The sequence below is a fragment of the Leptospira ellinghausenii genome, from assembly GCF_003114815.1.
Lineage (GTDB): Bacteria > Spirochaetota > Leptospiria > Leptospirales > Leptospiraceae > Leptospira_A > Leptospira_A ellinghausenii.
Genome location: NZ_BFAZ01000009.1, coordinates 556936 through 572390, shown reverse-complemented (window position 1 = coordinate 572390; position 15455 = coordinate 556936). Strand labels below are relative to the sequence as shown.

Below are 15455 nucleotides of genomic sequence, written 5' to 3'. Positions count from 1 at the left end.
TATTTTATCTCGAACAAGAACGAAATTTTGGTAATTCTTCTGCCAGTGATTGGCGTTCTTCTGGATCCAAATTGGTTCTATTTTTCCATTGAAGTTCCATCCTTTCGATGGCAGGTCTGAATTTTGGATTACAATGACTTGAAAAGTATCGATAGGCACTGATACGATTGGTTTCGTTTTCGCTAACTAATTTGTAAAACTCAAAAACCGATTGATTATCTTCGCTTGAAAAATTTAATATAACATATGTTTTGTGGCACTCACTTAAAGTGAATGCTGGGATTTTTGTGTTTTTACAATTCACTGCAACATCTGATTCTAAAAACAACATCATTTCTTCATATGAAAAATCTCGAAATGGTTTTCCTTTTGGAAGAGTAACTTTTTGTTTCTGAGTGTTCGAATTGTTACCATTGATTGTTTGGTTATTTGAAACTTGCGTTGAAGATTCTGGAACAGTTTTGACTCTTTCGTTTTTTTTGATTTCTTCTAGGTTTTCTTGTTTTGATTCCGATTTTGGAACTTCCACTTGCACAAAATTTTTCACTACTTTTGGTTTTTGGTATGGATTTGTTACAGTTAAATCATAAGGACCGGTTTTTGCCTCAGTTGTATCAACCTTTAATTCAATGCGTTCGGAAGACTTAACTTCTTTACTAACAATTGGTAGTTGGTCATCTTTTTTACTTAAATCTACCTTTGTGGCTTCTAAGAAATGTTCTCCTTCAATAGAAATCGGAGAGATCGTTTTTTCTTTTTTGGATTCGGTTTTTGGAAGTATGATTGGTTTTTCAACTTCTTTCACAATTTGAGGAGGTTCCGAAATGATGATTTCTAGATCTTTCCATATTGACCAAACAGCAGGTTTTTTGAATAAATTGAGAGGTGCAGTACGTACCATGTAAATTCCAGAAGGTAACTCTTCAATTGAATGATAGGCGGTATCGATTTTTTTATCCAGGATCAACTTTCCTGTTTTGTCTTTAATTTGAATTTGGTATCCATTTGCTTCGGCAATGGGTTTCCAAGCGATGAGTTTTGTTCCTTCTTGTGATAACAAAGAGGAAACAAACAAAAAAAGTATTACAAATATTTTAAAGTTAAATCGAATCATTTTTTTTCTTTATAGAGTCTTTTCGGAGAGATAAATTCGATATCAGTTGGCTTTAGTGATTTTAATTGGTCCAATGCCAAAATGAAATTTCCTTTGCGAGACAAAACAAAGTTTCCATCTTTATAAACACTCAGATCCCAGGAAAAACTCCCTTCATCCAATATGCTTAAATCTTTAAGTTGGTAATGGGATTCCTTTGTACTCGTTTTATAGATTGCAATTTTTTTCTCAGGGAAATGTTGGTACAATACCAAATCAAATTTGTCAGCAGAGATGCCACTCAACTTCCAATGGAAGTCTAAACTCGATTTCCCTTTCATTTGGATGACAGATCCATTTGGTGAAAGTATTTCTAATTTTGTTTCTTGCGCAGATTGGTTTTTATTTTCTTCAATATTTACAATCGCGTCCTGTTTTTTCTTTTTATCTATAATGGTAAAACTAAGGATCGCAGAAGGTTCCGTTTCCTTTCCTTCCTTTGTTTTACCAGTGGTCGTAACAAAAAATTGTCCTAGTCCAAGTTGACTCCAATTGGGAACTAAAAAATTTGATTTAGTTTCGGTACCAATCAGCACATTCGAAAGTTTAGAATCCTTAGCAATTTTTACATGATAAGATTGAATTTCAGCATTTCCTTCCCATATTAAAATGGCTTGGTTTAATTTAATCTCTTCTAAACTAATTTCGGCACCTGGATTTGGTCTTTGCCATTTAGGTGCTGGGATTGTGTTTTGTTTTTTAATAGAAAAGGAATAAACTTTTGTTTCGCGGTCTTTCGTATCAGGAAAGGATGATTTTGCAATAACCTTCCAATAATAAGTTCCTTCTTTTAAATCATCAAATGAAATTTGATTCGCAGAAGTTTCCATTCGTTTGATTGGATTTTGAAAACTATTATTATCAGATAAAAGAAAGAGATAGGAATTTGCTGTAGTCAATTTAGTCCAAGAAACAGTGACCAACGGATATAATTGCACAAAGGGAATTACGTTGCCATGATTAGGTGATTCTCCCAAAAAAGATTCTAGTTTTGAAACAAAAAGTTTATTTGTTTCACTTGATTCAATGCTGTTTGTTTTTTGATTTTTGACTTTGATTCGCCAATAAAATGTCCCTTCTTTTAGGCTAACAACAGTTTTGCTGTCTGAAACCGGTTCCGAAAAAAATCTAAGTTTAAAATTGGGAGATCTCGAGATTTCTAAAATCGGCGACTCATAACCTGATTCCATTTTCCAAGTAAAAGACACATTCACTTCATTGGGTTCTGCATAAAATAATTTTTGGGAAGGAGGTGAGATGAGTACAACTGGGATTTTTTTAATCTCAATTCCGCTTTTTTTAAATTCAGCCTTTTTGCCTTGTTCTACATCTAAAGCTTTGCCGTTTTGTTTAACAGTCGTTTTGCCTTTTTCTACAAATAAACTTAACTCTTGGTCTTTTGCTCTTTCAATTTTGACATTTCCGGAATCAACATTGATTTCGTTACCTGAACTTGTGATTTTAATTTGATTTGCATTGGAATCATTCTTTTTTACTTGTAATGATCCTTCTGAAAATTCTAAGTTTGGATCTTCACCCGTTAAATCTAAGTTAAACATAGAATTTTCATCAATGTTAATTTCCGTTCCATCTTTTAATCGAATGATGGCATCAGAAAATGCCTCCGAACGGATTGTGTCTTTATTAATGAGTGGACTATTGTTTTCTAGTTTTTCCCAAATTACTTCATCTTCAAATTTACGTTGGACAATGTTGTTTTTAAAATAGATCGTTCCTACAACTTCACGATCACCAATATCAATTTTTCGATTCAAATCTAAGTAAAATAATACGCTAAAAAGAAGCGCAATACTTGTTAGGCCAAGTAAAACAAATGAATCCCGTTTGTCTAAATTCATTTTTTTCCCTTTTTAGTGGTGACTTCAATCCCTACTAATTTTTGTAACTCAACCAAATTTTTAGGAGCATTTAAATCTGATTTTTTACCTAAAACTGCATAAACTTTTTGGGCTTTGGATTTTCCTTTAAATTCAATTTCTCCCATACTCACAACATTAAACTCTGATTTTACTTCATGGTAAGTTGATTCTGTAATTAAAATATCAGTATGTGTTTCTTTATTGAAAGACTCAACTCTGGAAGCAAGGTTCACTGAATCTCCAATGACGGTGTATTCCATTTTGTCGGAACTTCCAATTTGGCCTGCGATCACATATCCCGTGTTAATTCCACATCCTATTTTAATGATGGGTTTTTTCGCAGTGCCTCTATTTTGATTAAACTCAATTAGTTTGTCGCGCATTCGTAAAGCTGCTTCCACAGAAGCAATTGCATGATCCTTGTGATCTCGAAGGGCTCCCCAAGTTGCCATGATTGCATCACCAATAAATTTATCTACTGTGCCACCCGTTTCCTGAACACATTTAACCATTTCTGTCATGTATTGGTTTAAGAACTCAACCACTTCTTCTGGTTGCAGTTTTTCAGAGATGGCGGTAAAACTACGGATGTCTGAAAAAAAGATGGTGCAATACTTCTTTTTACCACCAATTGATAACTTCCCTTTGGCGGCAAGTTCGGCAATATCTTGGTTAACAAATCGACCAAATGAATCTTTTAATTTTTCTCTTTCTTCCAATCCACGGCCCATACTAACGAATGATTTTGTGAGAGTTCCAATTTCGTCGTGAGTCGTTGCATGAAGAGTGATGTGATAATTTCCCCTTCTAATTTCTTCTGAGGCATCTACCAATTTTAGAATAGGAGTGGAGAGTGATTTTGCAAAAATATAAACAACAATAAAAGAGAGAGATAATGAAACAATGAGTAGGTAAACGTTACGTTTTTGGATATTGTTTACTTCTTCGAAAATTTTTGACTCACGAACTTGTGATATAACACCAACCCCACCAAATCCTAATTTTTTAAAGGCTGCAAGGTAAGACTCTCCATCTTTGTTTTCATAACGGAATTGTCCATTATCAACAGTTGACTTTTTCATTCGATCTACAATAGGTAAATCATTTAGATTGATACCAGAAAGAACCACTTTTGCATCAGGATGGGCAAGAACACTTCCATCTTCGCTGACTAAAAAAGTTTCAACTGGACCTGAAGTTTGAAATGCATCTAATAAACTATCTAACTTTACTAATGTGACAAGAATGGTATGTGTATCTTTGGTTTCTGATAGAGGAAAACTAATACATAAGATGGGATTGCGGAAAAATGGACTGATGTTCCATATAAGAGTTGTTCCACTAAACGATTTTTTCAGTTTAGGTTGGATGTTTTTGATTATACTTTTGACTTCCGTCTTTTGGTAATCGTACTTCTCTAAAAATTGATCATTTACGACTTCAAATTTTGGATTAAAACTAGAATCAAAAGCACCAATAAATACAAAGTTTTGATCTTCTTCAAATAATTCTTTTGCAATGCTATTTGCTGATTGTGTACTTCTTAATACAGCTGAAGCTGTAATGTGTACATCTTGTTTAATAGAGTGTAAGTCAGATTTTACCTTCAAGGAAAGGATTTCATTGATTTTGATATTGTTTTCTTTTACTCTTACTTCACTATCTTTGCGAAAAAAGTAAGAAGCTAGAAAAATTACTCCTGACATTGAAATCAAAAGTACAATGGAAGTGATTAACAGCAGTTTGTAACGAATCGGGAATTGAAATTCGCCAGGTGTATTTGATGGATTCCCGAAAAAGTTTCTTAGTTTGATCAAAATCGTTTTCATATCATTGGTACTTTTACCAATTCAATCGAAAACTCTAGGGAGAAAAAGTAAAATTGAAGTAAGAAACTATTTTTTTCCTAAGGGCAGGACAAAGCAATGTCATACGTTTGTCGGAACGGATAATCAGGAATTGTAAAAGCGGTTTCTCTTACAACAGTATCAGGATATCCGTCTCTTTTTGACAAATCTCCCAAACAAACAACTTTGTAAGTTCCTGGATTTAAGTATTTGATCTTTGCGTTTTGTTTTGCGGGAGTTGCTGCTAGAGGTAATACATTGAGGTATTCGGTTTCTTGGAAACGGAAAATCCCATAATAGTGTAAAAGAGAATTCCCTCCACCGCTGATCGTTAAACTAGAAGCAACCTCTGGGTAAATGACCCTTGCTCTAGTTAAGATATTCCCACCAGCATCACCCTCACCTTTGTGATCAGCAAAAATATCACTCACACCGACGTACGTGACAGTAGTTGATCTACTTGAGGTGTATGAATGTAACATCAAGTTTTCTTTTAAGTTGATTCTGACTTCTAAAATGTAGGGATCAAATCCATCACGAATCCTCATATCAGACTGAACCGATTGCGTTGGCAATTGAGTGAACAATGCGGGGAATAATTTTGGTACGATATTACTTTTTTCTGCAGTGGTTGTTCCAGCTACGTAATTATTTCTTGGAACGATATTTAATCCATTCACAATTGTTCTATTATCAAATCTTCCTCTCACTGGTATACCTGCATCTAACGCATAACCAGTCACTAGTGATCTAAAATAAATAGCGGCATAGTAGTATTCTCTTCCTAACCAAGGTTGGCCAGATGCATATGCTTGTTCCCAACTAAGAGTTTCAGACGAGGGATCATTCGATGGGAATTGGGCACCAATCCCACTGAAAAAATCATTTGCTTTCAAAATACCGTTACTTTCTGTACAGGTATTGTTATCAAATGAGTAAGTGACGGTACAAAAAACTTGTCGGTTAGGAGCAATGTAATCCCAAAATTTATTTGAATCTACTGTATCTCTAATTTGTGTTAATTCATTTAAACCTTTTAAGTATTTACTGGAAATTCTAACTTCCCCTATGTCCAAAAAGATGGGTAAATTACCAGCTTTTGGTAAACTTGTTAAAGTCATCGTTGGGTCGAGACCTTCCCCTTGGGAATCAACATACAAATCACCAGTACCGTTATTCAATTCATTCCAATCGAGTGGATTGTCAGTTGCATACGTACCTTTTAGGAGCAGTAACATTCTATTATTGAAAAGAGTTGAAATAACTGGGAGTTTGGTTTCATCACCTAAATCAAGTTTGGTTTTGCAGTCCATCAGAATGGATACCAAAAGAATCAAAAAACAAGTATGTAGGAATTTAGATTTCATCAGAACAATACTCCTACTGTTAGACCAAAATAGAAAAAATCAACATTCTGTAAGGTATAATTCGAAGGATTTTGCAAACGTGGATCATCATATGGGCTTGCTAATGGATAACGATATTGGTTAGGGATGTCCATTTGGGTTTCAAAAATCTTATAATAATCCAATCGTACCCCAATTCGAATTCTACGACCAGCAATAAAACTGGCTTCTAACCCAGCAAAGGCGGTAGGGTTCCAACGAGCGGTATCGGCAGGACGTGCCACAACATACGACGATCCGCCACCACCTTTTAGAAAAAATTGAATGGGAAGTTCGAGTGGGATTTTATACGCTAAGGCAGCATATAAGGGCATCGCTGTGAGGGCTCTTTCCGACCGGGATAAAAATACAGCATAAGAACCACCCACTTCTGTGTAAAAGATCCATGGCCAAGGCATTCTTGCATAAAATCCTCCACCAAGTGTGGTTTCTAGGACACGCACGGTAGGGGTTCCAGGCATTGGGTTTGCCGCGCCTACCCAACCACCGATCTCATACCGGCGTTTGTTGTACTCTTCAAGGGTTTGAGCGGAAAGGAGTCCAGAAAAAAGAGTGAGTGATAAAAGGATACTAAGGAAGAGGGATTTTGTACAATTCATGAATTTCCGGATGATCTTCGTAATACGCACGGACAAAATAGAGTCCATCCGGCGGGAGAGTGACCCCAGCTCGCGAACGGTTCTTTTCTTCCAATATGGAGTCTATGGATCTAGATTCCCAACGTCCCTTTCCGATGTCTAGTAAAGTTCCAACTGTGATTCGCACCATATTGTGCATAAATCCATTGGCCCGGATCCGGATTTGGTACCAATCGGGAGTCAATTGTTCCAAATTGATGGCCAAAATCTCCCGGATGGATCGTTTCCCCGACATCGATTTTGCTTTTGCCAAGGATCGGAAATCTTTTTCTCCCACTAAGACATCTAATTGTTTTTGAACCAATTCCCAATCGATATGGTGTTTCACCCAAAACGCTCGGCCTTGTATAAAACTGCTTTCATATTTACTATAGTATAATTTATAAATATACTCTCTTCCTGTACAACTGAACCTTGCATGGAATTCGGGTGGAACTTCGACTACATTTTTAATCGAAACACCAGTTGGTGTTAACGCATTGAGTGAGACTAATAATTTGTGAAAATTGGGAATTGGAAATTCTGTTTTAAAATTACAAACCATTCCTAGGGCGTGTACACCTGTATCCGTTCTACCGGCAACTGACAGACGTGAAGCGGGGTTTTTTCTTAAGATGATCTCAAGTGCAGATTCGATCGAAAACTGGACCGTAGGAAGGTCTTTTTGTTTTTGCCACCCATAAAAATGAGTGCCATCATATTCGACAAGAAGTGCGTAATTGGGCAAACCCTTACTTCTCGCCTCCCATTGCTTCGAGGATAGCGTTGTATTCGTCGTACAATTCGCGTGTCATTTCGACAATTGGGCCTGGTTTTCCTTTACTTGCTTTTCCTGATCCATACAACCTAGCAAGTGTTCGTTTGGCACGTGATAGTAGTAAAACCTGGTCTTCTGGTTTGGGAGCCATTTGGTCCTTGAATTTTTTTGTTAGAAATGCATTTAGATAAATAACACCATCAAATCCCCAGTTGTTATCGGTATCAGGTCCAAGCATACCTGCCGCTTGGTCAACAGGTTCGTTTCCATTCTGCATGAGTTCTAAAGTGTATCCGTAAATTACTGCAGCTTTTTGGTAGAGTAGGTCTCTGATTTTGTCATACCCTAAATTTGGGAATTCATCATGTAAGTCAGAAAAATACCAAGCGGCCCGTATAGCACAAACTGCTTTTTTAGGAGTAGGGGCAACACTCACACCTCGTAATTGGTAACAATCCATTCCGAGTAAGTAGGAAGCAGCACCTAACACAATTTGGCGGTCCTGAGTAAAATCAAGTGGCCCAAGGATTTTTTCGATATAACTACGGCGAGCGTCAGTTGCCATTCGAATGGCTTCGTTGTCTGCTGGGTTCAGTGCGTTCCAATCTTTAGGAAAGGAAGAATACAGACAACGTGGACAGACGGTCATGACATAATCGAGTGGACTCACACGACCAAATTTTCTATTTTTTTCATACAAACGGCGTAAATCTTGGGCTAATTTCCCAGCGATGAGTCGTCCACCCCCCTGGAACATCTGCTCCTTTTGGTGATTTTCATCACAAATCGGACAAGCTGTAGACTCTTTGGCACGAAAAGATACTTTTTTTGACTGGGCGGCGGCTTGGGACATAGGAAAAATCTAGGAAAAGGCTCAATTTTAAAATACAATCTGTCAATCCAATATCATAAATCTCCGATAATACTCACAGGGGACACCCTGAAATTACTTGTAAGATTCTTCTAACGAAGGAAAGTACGGAAACGGAATGAATGGCAGAGCAATGAAACAATCCCTTCTTATTCTCATGATGAGTCTCGTGATGCAAGCACCTATGTTTGCAGAATCAGTCTCTAGTAAATCCTATCAAAAACGTATCGAGCTTTTGACTTACCTCCGTGAGCTTGAGCCAATCGTCAAAAACTTTCGTGGTGAAGATGCGGAAGGAAAACCAACAGAGCTAAATGCTCCAGAAGGGAAGGAAGGCTTCCGTATGAAAAAATACTTAGAAGCCAAACGCATTTACCAAGAAGGGTTACAATACCATTTTGAAGGTAATTTCCCCTCTGCCTACCAAAGGTTCTTAGAATGCCAATTGGGAGTTGAAAAAATAACAGAAGAACTTTCCCAGTTGTACATCCTCCGTGCCGAAGAAATGATGAAAACGGCAATGGAACGCAAAAATCCAAACAACCCAATGGACAAGGCACTCCTTGATATTTCCATTGAGTATGGAAAAGGATCTTACTTCCGCCAAGACGTAATGGACCTTCCTCGGGAAGCACCTTACCAAAGAAGGATGTACGACCCAAAAGAAGCACATTATAGTTACAATAAGTACGACATTGAAAAAAATATGGAGCTTGGTTACAAACACTTAGGACTTGCTAAAGAAGCGAGAGCCAATGCTTTAAAGGTGGAAAAAAATCTTGAGAAACACCAGAAACTCCAACCTTCACACAGAAAGTATCGTATTGATTTGTATTTTGGTGCGATCAACTTGGCACGTGATTCGAAAGCCAATGCCATCAATATCTATAAATTAAAATACCCTTATGATAACTATTACCTCAATAACTCACAGGCAAAAACAGAAGCATCTAAAGATGAAACTGGTGCAACTGTGGAAGGCCAACCAGTTAAAATTGATGGAGTAACTTATGACTTTTCAAAAAACCCTTATGTTAAGTATGACCATAGACTCCAAGCAATGTTTGATGTAAGAGTGCCGGAAGAATACCGTGTGGACCATGCAGATGTAAGAGGACGTGTTTATGAATTGGACTCTAATAATATGGTGTTCATGAAATACGACCAAGAACGTAAAAAAGCTCTGAATGTGCCTGCGAAACCAGCCCAAGGAAGCACTACCACTCCGCAACAATAAGAAACAATATCTAACACTGTTTCCGAATGCATTAGCCCAAGAAATTTCTTGGGCTTTTTTATATCCATAGAAACCACTCTTTTGTCTAATTGTTGCTATGGCGAAAATTCCAGTTGTAGATAACTTAATTGAAAAAAACTTACACGGACTAAGCGTTCACTACGGGCGTTTGGTGATGAAAGTATACTTACGAATCACTCTGTTGGTATTCGGAAAAGCGAGTCCATACTTAATTCGTGGCCTGTATCATTCAATTTCAGGGAACAAAGAAAAGAGAATTAAGGAATTTTTAGAAGGCACTAAAATTTGGGCCGAAGATGTCAAAAAAATTACTAAAACAAACGTTTTAGTCTTCAATCAATTTACTGTTCCTGAAAAAGGACATATGATTTTTTTGAATCACGTGAACGAAATGGATTTTCCTTACGATTGTTATGTGATCAGAAAACCATTTTTAGCAAACCAAGTCATTAAAAAAGCATGGTTTGCCTACTGGTGGATGACTGCCATGGGTTCACAAGTATTTGATAACTCAAAAGCAATGTCGATTGCAGTCTCTGTTAAAAATCTAATCGAGGGATTAAAAACAACTTCCTATATCGTTTATCCAGAAGGGAAAAACACATATAGTGAGGAAATCCAACCATTAAAAAAGGGAATGGTGAAAATTGCTTTTGACCAAAAAATTCCAGTTTTTGTGGCAATAAAATCAGGTGTTACCACATACCAAGAATACCAAAAAGGAAATGTGGTAGGTTATTTAGGACTTGGCATCCATCATCCAAATGATTTTTCCAGCTGGGAAGAATTCCAAAACCATCTATATCAAGTAATGCATTCCAAAAAACTTGAGTTAGATGGAATGTTAGAAGTGGAACGAAATAAACTTCAGACTACTTAATCTTTATACAAATTTTCCCACTCTTTTAGGAATCGGATTTGTTCGTGTGATTCTACTGCACGTTCACTTCTCGATTCTCTCACTTTTTGGATCGCAGATTCAGAATCCATTTTATATTTCCAGATTAAATAAGCACTCGCAACGGTTCCAGAACGCCCAAGACCACCAACACAATGGATTAACACTTTTTGATCTTTGGAGAGAATCGTATCCATCCAATTCACGATATCCTTCATTTGTTCCATACTAGGAACCTTTTGGTCTAAGATTGAAATTTGTTTCTGTTCGATACCATATTTTGGGATTTCAGTTTTTAGCTCATTCACTCCGTATTGATTGTATTCTTGTTCTGTAATGAGACTGAGAATGTGTGTGATACTTTCTTCTTTTATGGTTTTTAAATCATCTAACAATACTCTTCCTCGGTCTTTTCTTCCTGGTAAAATGGTAAGACCAATCTTGGTAATGATTTCATTTTGATTCTTGATTGGTTTTAAATAATCAATGCGTAATACCTTTGATTTTTGGATGTATGATTTGATTTTATTGATGAGTTGTCCCCCCACATACAAAGCCCATTTTTTTTGCCAATCATTACATTCATCGAAGGAGAGAGTATGCATCGCATATCGTAATGCACCTACATGCATTTGGTATGGGTCTCTGTCTAGTTTGACAAGTTTTGGATAATATGATCTTAGTTTGGCAATCACCCGGTAGGCTTTCCGAAGTTTTTCATTGGAAAGTTCTTTTGGTGGATCAAAGGAAAGTGGAATTCCTAAATCTTCTTGGTTATGTAAAATATTGGTAAGAACAATCGCCTCTTTCCATTCAGATTCAGATTCTATTTTACAAAAAATATACAATACATCGTTTTCTAATTTTAATAAATCTCTGAGAATATGCCCTTTGTGGGTATGGAAAAAATCAATCATCCAAACATTGTCTTGGGCATCGATGATGATATTCGCTCCATTTAAGTCACCATGTACATAAGAAGTATTATGAGTGATTGCATTGTATTCTTTAAGTGATGAAAGGTCCTTCTCATAAAAGGAACATGGATTGGTGACTTCATAGCCTGGGAAGATTGAAATTGTATCAGTTTGTTGTGGACCACCTAATAGAGATTCTACTCTATTTCGAACTGATTTTGCATATTTAGATTGGAAATCATAATATTCGAGTAAATTTAGTTTTTCTGCGGAAGTCGCTTCAAACAAACGTCCAAGTTGTTCTCCAAATACTATGTCAATGATTCGATCAAGGCCGGTGCCATCTGGCATCAATCCATAAAGTTTTTGGAATGTCCTTACGTTTCCATCTAACATGGCAGCATAACGGTATTTGATTGCTCCACGATCATTTAATTCGCAGAAATCAACAATGGAAGGAGCATTATTTCCTAAAACTTCTTGGATCCTTTCAAAGGAAGTTCTTTCTTTTGCTATCAAATCACGATTTCCAATTTTGACAACACAAGGCACTTGAGCATGTCCTAAGTGATCTATAGATTTGGATTTTAAAACTACATTGCCTGAAAAACCACCATCCAAAGTTTTGAATTCAACATCTTTACAATCACGGAATAGGTAGAGTAGGATTTGTTTGTCTAATTCTGAAATCGGATATTTAGGATCCAATTTTAGTTTATCACTTGAGATTCTTGCATTGGTTGAAATTCGTTTTTGTAAATTTGGCTGTTCACCTGTTAAAAATTCAGTAAACGCACCAATAGATGAATACACTTTCACACCTAATATTTGTTTAAGTTGGTCTAAAGCGATAAAATGCATTGATAAAGAGGAACTAGCAGTGAGCGCTGAACAAACTGCAATATCAAATTCTGGGTATCTTGTTTTTAAGTCATAACATAAAAAAGTAACTTTGGCTTCTGTCCAAACACCTGTGATCCCCACTTTTAATGGTTTCCCTTTATAAGGTTGTAAAACGGATTCTAAATTCGTACCTACAAAGTCATTTAATCCAGAAGCATTGATGATCTCTGCGCGATTGGGATCAGATTCAATCCAATTTTGAAATACAAATTCTGCTCCTTTTGTATCTTTTAGACAATGGTATCCAAACTGGATTAGATGGTCCTCTTGTGATTTGGCGTTTGGGTCATGCCAATCTCGTATATGGATTATCTTTAATTGTTTTGGATTTGATTCGTATGCCCAGTCCATGAGAGAAAAAACAGGACCGTCTTCCACCATTTCGCCTAATAATCGATTGGCTTCTGCATACCCAATGTGTAATGAATTGGGAAGTGGATCATATTTATCCAAAAGAGAAGTGAAATCATTTTGTAAACATTGGGTAAATAAAATTGCCGATTCTGAATTCATGAACAAAAGGATTGACATCCTTAAAAATAAATCGAGAATTTATTTCTTAAATTTTGGAGGGACTATGAAACTTGTTTTGGTATTTTTACTAGGTGTTGTGATGACTTTTGGTATTTCAGCAGGTGAAGTTGGATCTGACTGTACATTCAAAGGAAAAAAATTAGCGGGCAAAGTTCAGTTTGTGACAAGTTTCCCCGACTTTAAGGTGCAAGTGGTGGATTCATTTCCTGACCTCAAAGTAAAAAAGGTAACTAGTTTTCCATCAGATTGCGGGCAGTGGCAAGAAGTTACATCCTTTCCTGATTTTAAAGTCCAAATTGTAACCAGTTTTCCGGACTTTAAAGTGAAGTATGTAGATTCATTTCCTGGAGTACCGTAAACTACCTTCCAATGGATAAATTGAATTCCGATTCATTAACTCCAAGGACAAATTAAAAAAGGCTTTTGCTTTTAAGGTTTGTTTCGTACAATTTGTTCGGTTTGGGTTGCAAGCTGGATCTTCTGCATAAGGAGGCACCATTTGGAATATAAATTGTGTGTCTCCATCAACACTTTGGTAAAGGATCTTTTCTTCATCGATCCAACCACAAGCACTTCCATAAGCAAAATAAGTGCTACCTGATTTTACATTGGGTGCGAGTAAATTTTTACCAAATCCAGCAAAATACGTTTTTTTACCAATGGCACCTAATATTGTCGGTAATACATCTAGTTGGGAAGATATCCTATCGTCTAACCTTGGTTTAATGTACTTAGGCGCATATAATAAGAAGGGCACCATTCGATCCTCAAAATAAGATAGATAACGATGGTGGGTATGGTCGCCAACAAATACGAATAAGGTATTCTCAAAGTATTTTCGTTTCTGCATTTCCTTCATAAAAACTTCTAAGGCAGCATCAGAATAATGATAGGTATTTAAATAATCATAGTCTGTAACATTCGAATCAAAAATTTCATATTTTTTGTCTGGTACTTTATAAGGATAATGGGTTGTCATGGTAAGGATCGTGATCACAAAAGGTTTGTTCCCTTTTTCATATGAATCCATTGTTTCCAATGCTTTGGTATAAAGATGTTCATCATCATACCCCCACGCACCTATTTGGTATTTTCCTTCTTTACGGAAGTCTTCTTTTCCGATTAAAGTTTTAAATCCAAAATGGGGTAAAATGGTTGCCAAACTATCAAACTTCAAATCATCACCAGTGATAAAACTAGTTTCGTAACCTAATTCTGAGAAAATATTTCCTAAAGCAGAAAAGTTACTTAGAATTTGTGGTGTACGAATGGCTGTTAGTCCTGGTCTGTCGGGTATACTTGTTAAGACAGATAATAACGCATTACTTGTTCGTCCCCCATTGGCATAAAAACGTTTAAAACTATGCCCTTTTTTCGCCAATTGATTGTAATACGGTGTGACTTCCTTTCCTAAAAATATACCATCCGACATTGGCCAAACAAATTTACCAGTCCAAGATTCTTGGATCACTAATACAACATTGGTTGGTTTTTTCCCAGGAATTTCATTTAGTTTTCTTAATAATGGAAAGTTTGCATCATTCACAAATTCAGAACCTTCAAATTGAACTTCCTCTTTCACAATCGAAAGCATTTCTGCTTCACTCATTTTGAGATGTTTGGGAATGGTTTGGCTTTTGAAATCATTAATAGTGGTATAAATTCCATTTAATGCAATTTGATTGATGAGAGCGTCATCAGAAATGATAGCTTCACTGGCTCTTAAAGGTGATTCTTGTGGACCACCACGTAAGCCTATAAAAAAGAATAATAGCCAAATGACCAACTTTGAAATTGAATAACGTTTCGGTTCAGGTTCATTGCTTTGGTAACCAATTTTGTTCTTAAGAAACCAAAACCGAATTCCATATACATAAGCACCTATGAAGAATAGAAAAGATAAAATTTTGAAAGGAGCTTCCGAAAAGGCAGAAGAAACCAACACATCTAAATCTCCCAAAAATACAATGGCTTCATAACCAATGTGTTTATTTGCATTTTCAAAATATAGTAAATCAGCAAAAAGATGTAATACTCCAATTGGAAAAAGGATGAGAGGTGTTACGAGCCACAGATTTTTATAAAACCTAAACTTTGAAGCATAATCCCAAATCGATAAAAGATAAAATCCAATTAACACGATGGAGACTGTCACAAGGTCGAAGCGGAAGCCAATTAGGAATGCTTTGAAAATTAAGAGAAAATCGATTTTTTCTAAACGGTAGGAATATACATAAAAAAATAGAATTCGATGAAGGAAAAGAGTTAAAAATCCGAAGCCTACATATGTTAAAAAAATACGGTCTGAAAATCTAGGTTTAAAAAACAACTTCAGCATAAAAAAAGAATTTGTGAATGATTGGGATGGTCAATTCACTTACGATCTTTCTGTT

The 15455-nt window shown here is 36.2% G+C and carries 12 protein-coding genes; 3 read left to right on the top strand and 9 right to left on the bottom strand.

What is annotated here, in order from left to right; genetic code table 11:
* Positions 1 to 4: 4 nt before the first annotated feature.
* The 7 genes from DI076_RS11130 to DI076_RS11100 all read right to left on the bottom strand — a co-directional run bounded on the left by DI076_RS11130 (position 5) and on the right by DI076_RS11100 (position 8534).
* Positions 5 to 1114: a hypothetical protein gene (locus tag DI076_RS11130; RefSeq protein WP_108959938.1), complete on the bottom strand. Its 1110-nt coding sequence runs from the start codon at positions 1112 to 1114 to the stop codon at positions 5 to 7.
* On the bottom strand, positions 1111 to 3012 hold the full coding sequence (locus tag DI076_RS11125) for a FecR domain-containing protein (RefSeq protein WP_108959937.1): 1902 nt from the start codon (positions 3010 to 3012) through the stop codon (positions 1111 to 1113). The genes DI076_RS11130 and DI076_RS11125 overlap by 4 nt, the downstream gene beginning before the upstream one ends.
* On the bottom strand, positions 3009 to 4862 hold the full coding sequence (locus tag DI076_RS11120; protein WP_108959936.1) for an adenylate/guanylate cyclase domain-containing protein: 1854 nt from the start codon (positions 4860 to 4862) through the stop codon (positions 3009 to 3011). Before DI076_RS11120 ends, DI076_RS11125 begins: the two co-directional genes overlap by 4 nt.
* Before the next feature lie 77 nt (positions 4863 to 4939).
* Complete coding sequence (locus DI076_RS11115) at positions 4940 to 6247, bottom strand: LIC11270 family surface protein (protein WP_108959935.1); 1308 nt, start codon at positions 6245 to 6247, stop codon at positions 4940 to 4942.
* Positions 6247 to 6885 (bottom strand): hypothetical protein, encoded by a 639-nt coding sequence (locus tag DI076_RS11110; RefSeq protein ID WP_100715737.1) that lies wholly within the window; start codon positions 6883 to 6885, stop codon positions 6247 to 6249. Before DI076_RS11110 ends, DI076_RS11115 begins: the two co-directional genes overlap by 1 nt.
* A complete protein-coding gene (gene truA / locus DI076_RS11105; protein ID WP_108959934.1) occupies positions 6857 to 7651 on the bottom strand; it encodes a tRNA pseudouridine(38-40) synthase TruA in 795 nt (264 codons plus the stop codon). Before truA ends, DI076_RS11110 begins: the two co-directional genes overlap by 29 nt.
* A gap of 4 nt (positions 7652 to 7655) precedes the next feature.
* Entirely contained in the window at positions 7656 to 8534 is an 879-nt protein-coding gene (locus DI076_RS11100) for a DUF2225 domain-containing protein (RefSeq protein ID WP_108959933.1), read from the bottom strand.
* Between the two features lie 151 nt (positions 8535 to 8685).
* On the opposite strand from DI076_RS11100, the gene DI076_RS11095 reads away from it, so the two are divergent.
* Together DI076_RS11095 and DI076_RS11090 are read left to right on the top strand one after the other, a co-directional pair.
* The gene (locus DI076_RS11095; RefSeq protein WP_245918390.1) at positions 8686 to 9789 is read left to right on the top strand and encodes an LIC11274 family protein; all 1104 of its coding nucleotides are present in this window, start codon (positions 8686 to 8688) and stop codon (positions 9787 to 9789) included.
* A gap of 97 nt (positions 9790 to 9886) precedes the next feature.
* On the top strand, positions 9887 to 10690 hold the full coding sequence (locus tag DI076_RS11090) for a lysophospholipid acyltransferase family protein (protein WP_108959931.1): 804 nt from the start codon (positions 9887 to 9889) through the stop codon (positions 10688 to 10690).
* On the opposite strand, the gene DI076_RS11085 is transcribed toward DI076_RS11090, so the two are convergent.
* Positions 10687 to 13041, bottom strand: coding sequence for a dual specificity protein phosphatase family protein (locus tag DI076_RS11085; protein ID WP_245918389.1), 2355 nt, complete (start codon positions 13039 to 13041; stop codon positions 10687 to 10689). The genes DI076_RS11090 and DI076_RS11085 overlap by 4 nt on opposite strands.
* Positions 13042 to 13105: 64 nt before the next feature.
* Here DI076_RS11085 and DI076_RS11080 point away from each other — a divergent pair, with 64 nt between their 5' ends.
* Positions 13106 to 13420: a 7(1) septoil knot domain-containing protein gene (locus DI076_RS11080; protein WP_108960928.1), complete on the top strand. Its 315-nt coding sequence runs from the start codon at positions 13106 to 13108 to the stop codon at positions 13418 to 13420.
* Here the strand turns inward: DI076_RS11080 and DI076_RS11075 are convergent.
* On the bottom strand, positions 13400 to 15400 hold the full coding sequence (locus DI076_RS11075) for an LTA synthase family protein (protein WP_108959929.1): 2001 nt from the start codon (positions 15398 to 15400) through the stop codon (positions 13400 to 13402). The genes DI076_RS11080 and DI076_RS11075 overlap by 21 nt on opposite strands.
* Between the last annotated feature and the right edge of the window lie 55 nt (positions 15401 to 15455).

Coding starts and splice junctions, on each gene's coding strand:
- DI076_RS11130 (WP_108959938.1), bottom strand. CDS start 1,114: ATGATTCGATTTAACTTTAAAATATTTGTAATACTTTTTTTGTTTGTT.
- DI076_RS11125 (WP_108959937.1), bottom strand. CDS start 3,012: ATGAATTTAGACAAACGGGATTCATTTGTTTTACTTGGCCTAACAAGT.
- DI076_RS11120 (WP_108959936.1), bottom strand. CDS start 4,862: ATGAAAACGATTTTGATCAAACTAAGAAACTTTTTCGGGAATCCATCA.
- DI076_RS11115 (WP_108959935.1), bottom strand. CDS start 6,247: ATGAAATCTAAATTCCTACATACTTGTTTTTTGATTCTTTTGGTATCC.
- DI076_RS11110 (WP_100715737.1), bottom strand. CDS start 6,885: ATGAATTGTACAAAATCCCTCTTCCTTAGTATCCTTTTATCACTCACT.
- DI076_RS11100 (WP_108959933.1), bottom strand. CDS start 8,534: ATGTCCCAAGCCGCCGCCCAGTCAAAAAAAGTATCTTTTCGTGCCAAA.
- DI076_RS11095 (WP_245918390.1), top strand. CDS start 8,686: ATGAAACAATCCCTTCTTATTCTCATGATGAGTCTCGTGATGCAAGCA.
- DI076_RS11090 (WP_108959931.1), top strand. CDS start 9,887: ATGGCGAAAATTCCAGTTGTAGATAACTTAATTGAAAAAAACTTACAC.
- DI076_RS11085 (WP_245918389.1), bottom strand. CDS start 13,041: ATGAATTCAGAATCGGCAATTTTATTTACCCAATGTTTACAAAATGAT.
- DI076_RS11080 (WP_108960928.1), top strand. CDS start 13,106: ATGAAACTTGTTTTGGTATTTTTACTAGGTGTTGTGATGACTTTTGGT.
- DI076_RS11075 (WP_108959929.1), bottom strand. CDS start 15,400: ATGCTGAAGTTGTTTTTTAAACCTAGATTTTCAGACCGTATTTTTTTA.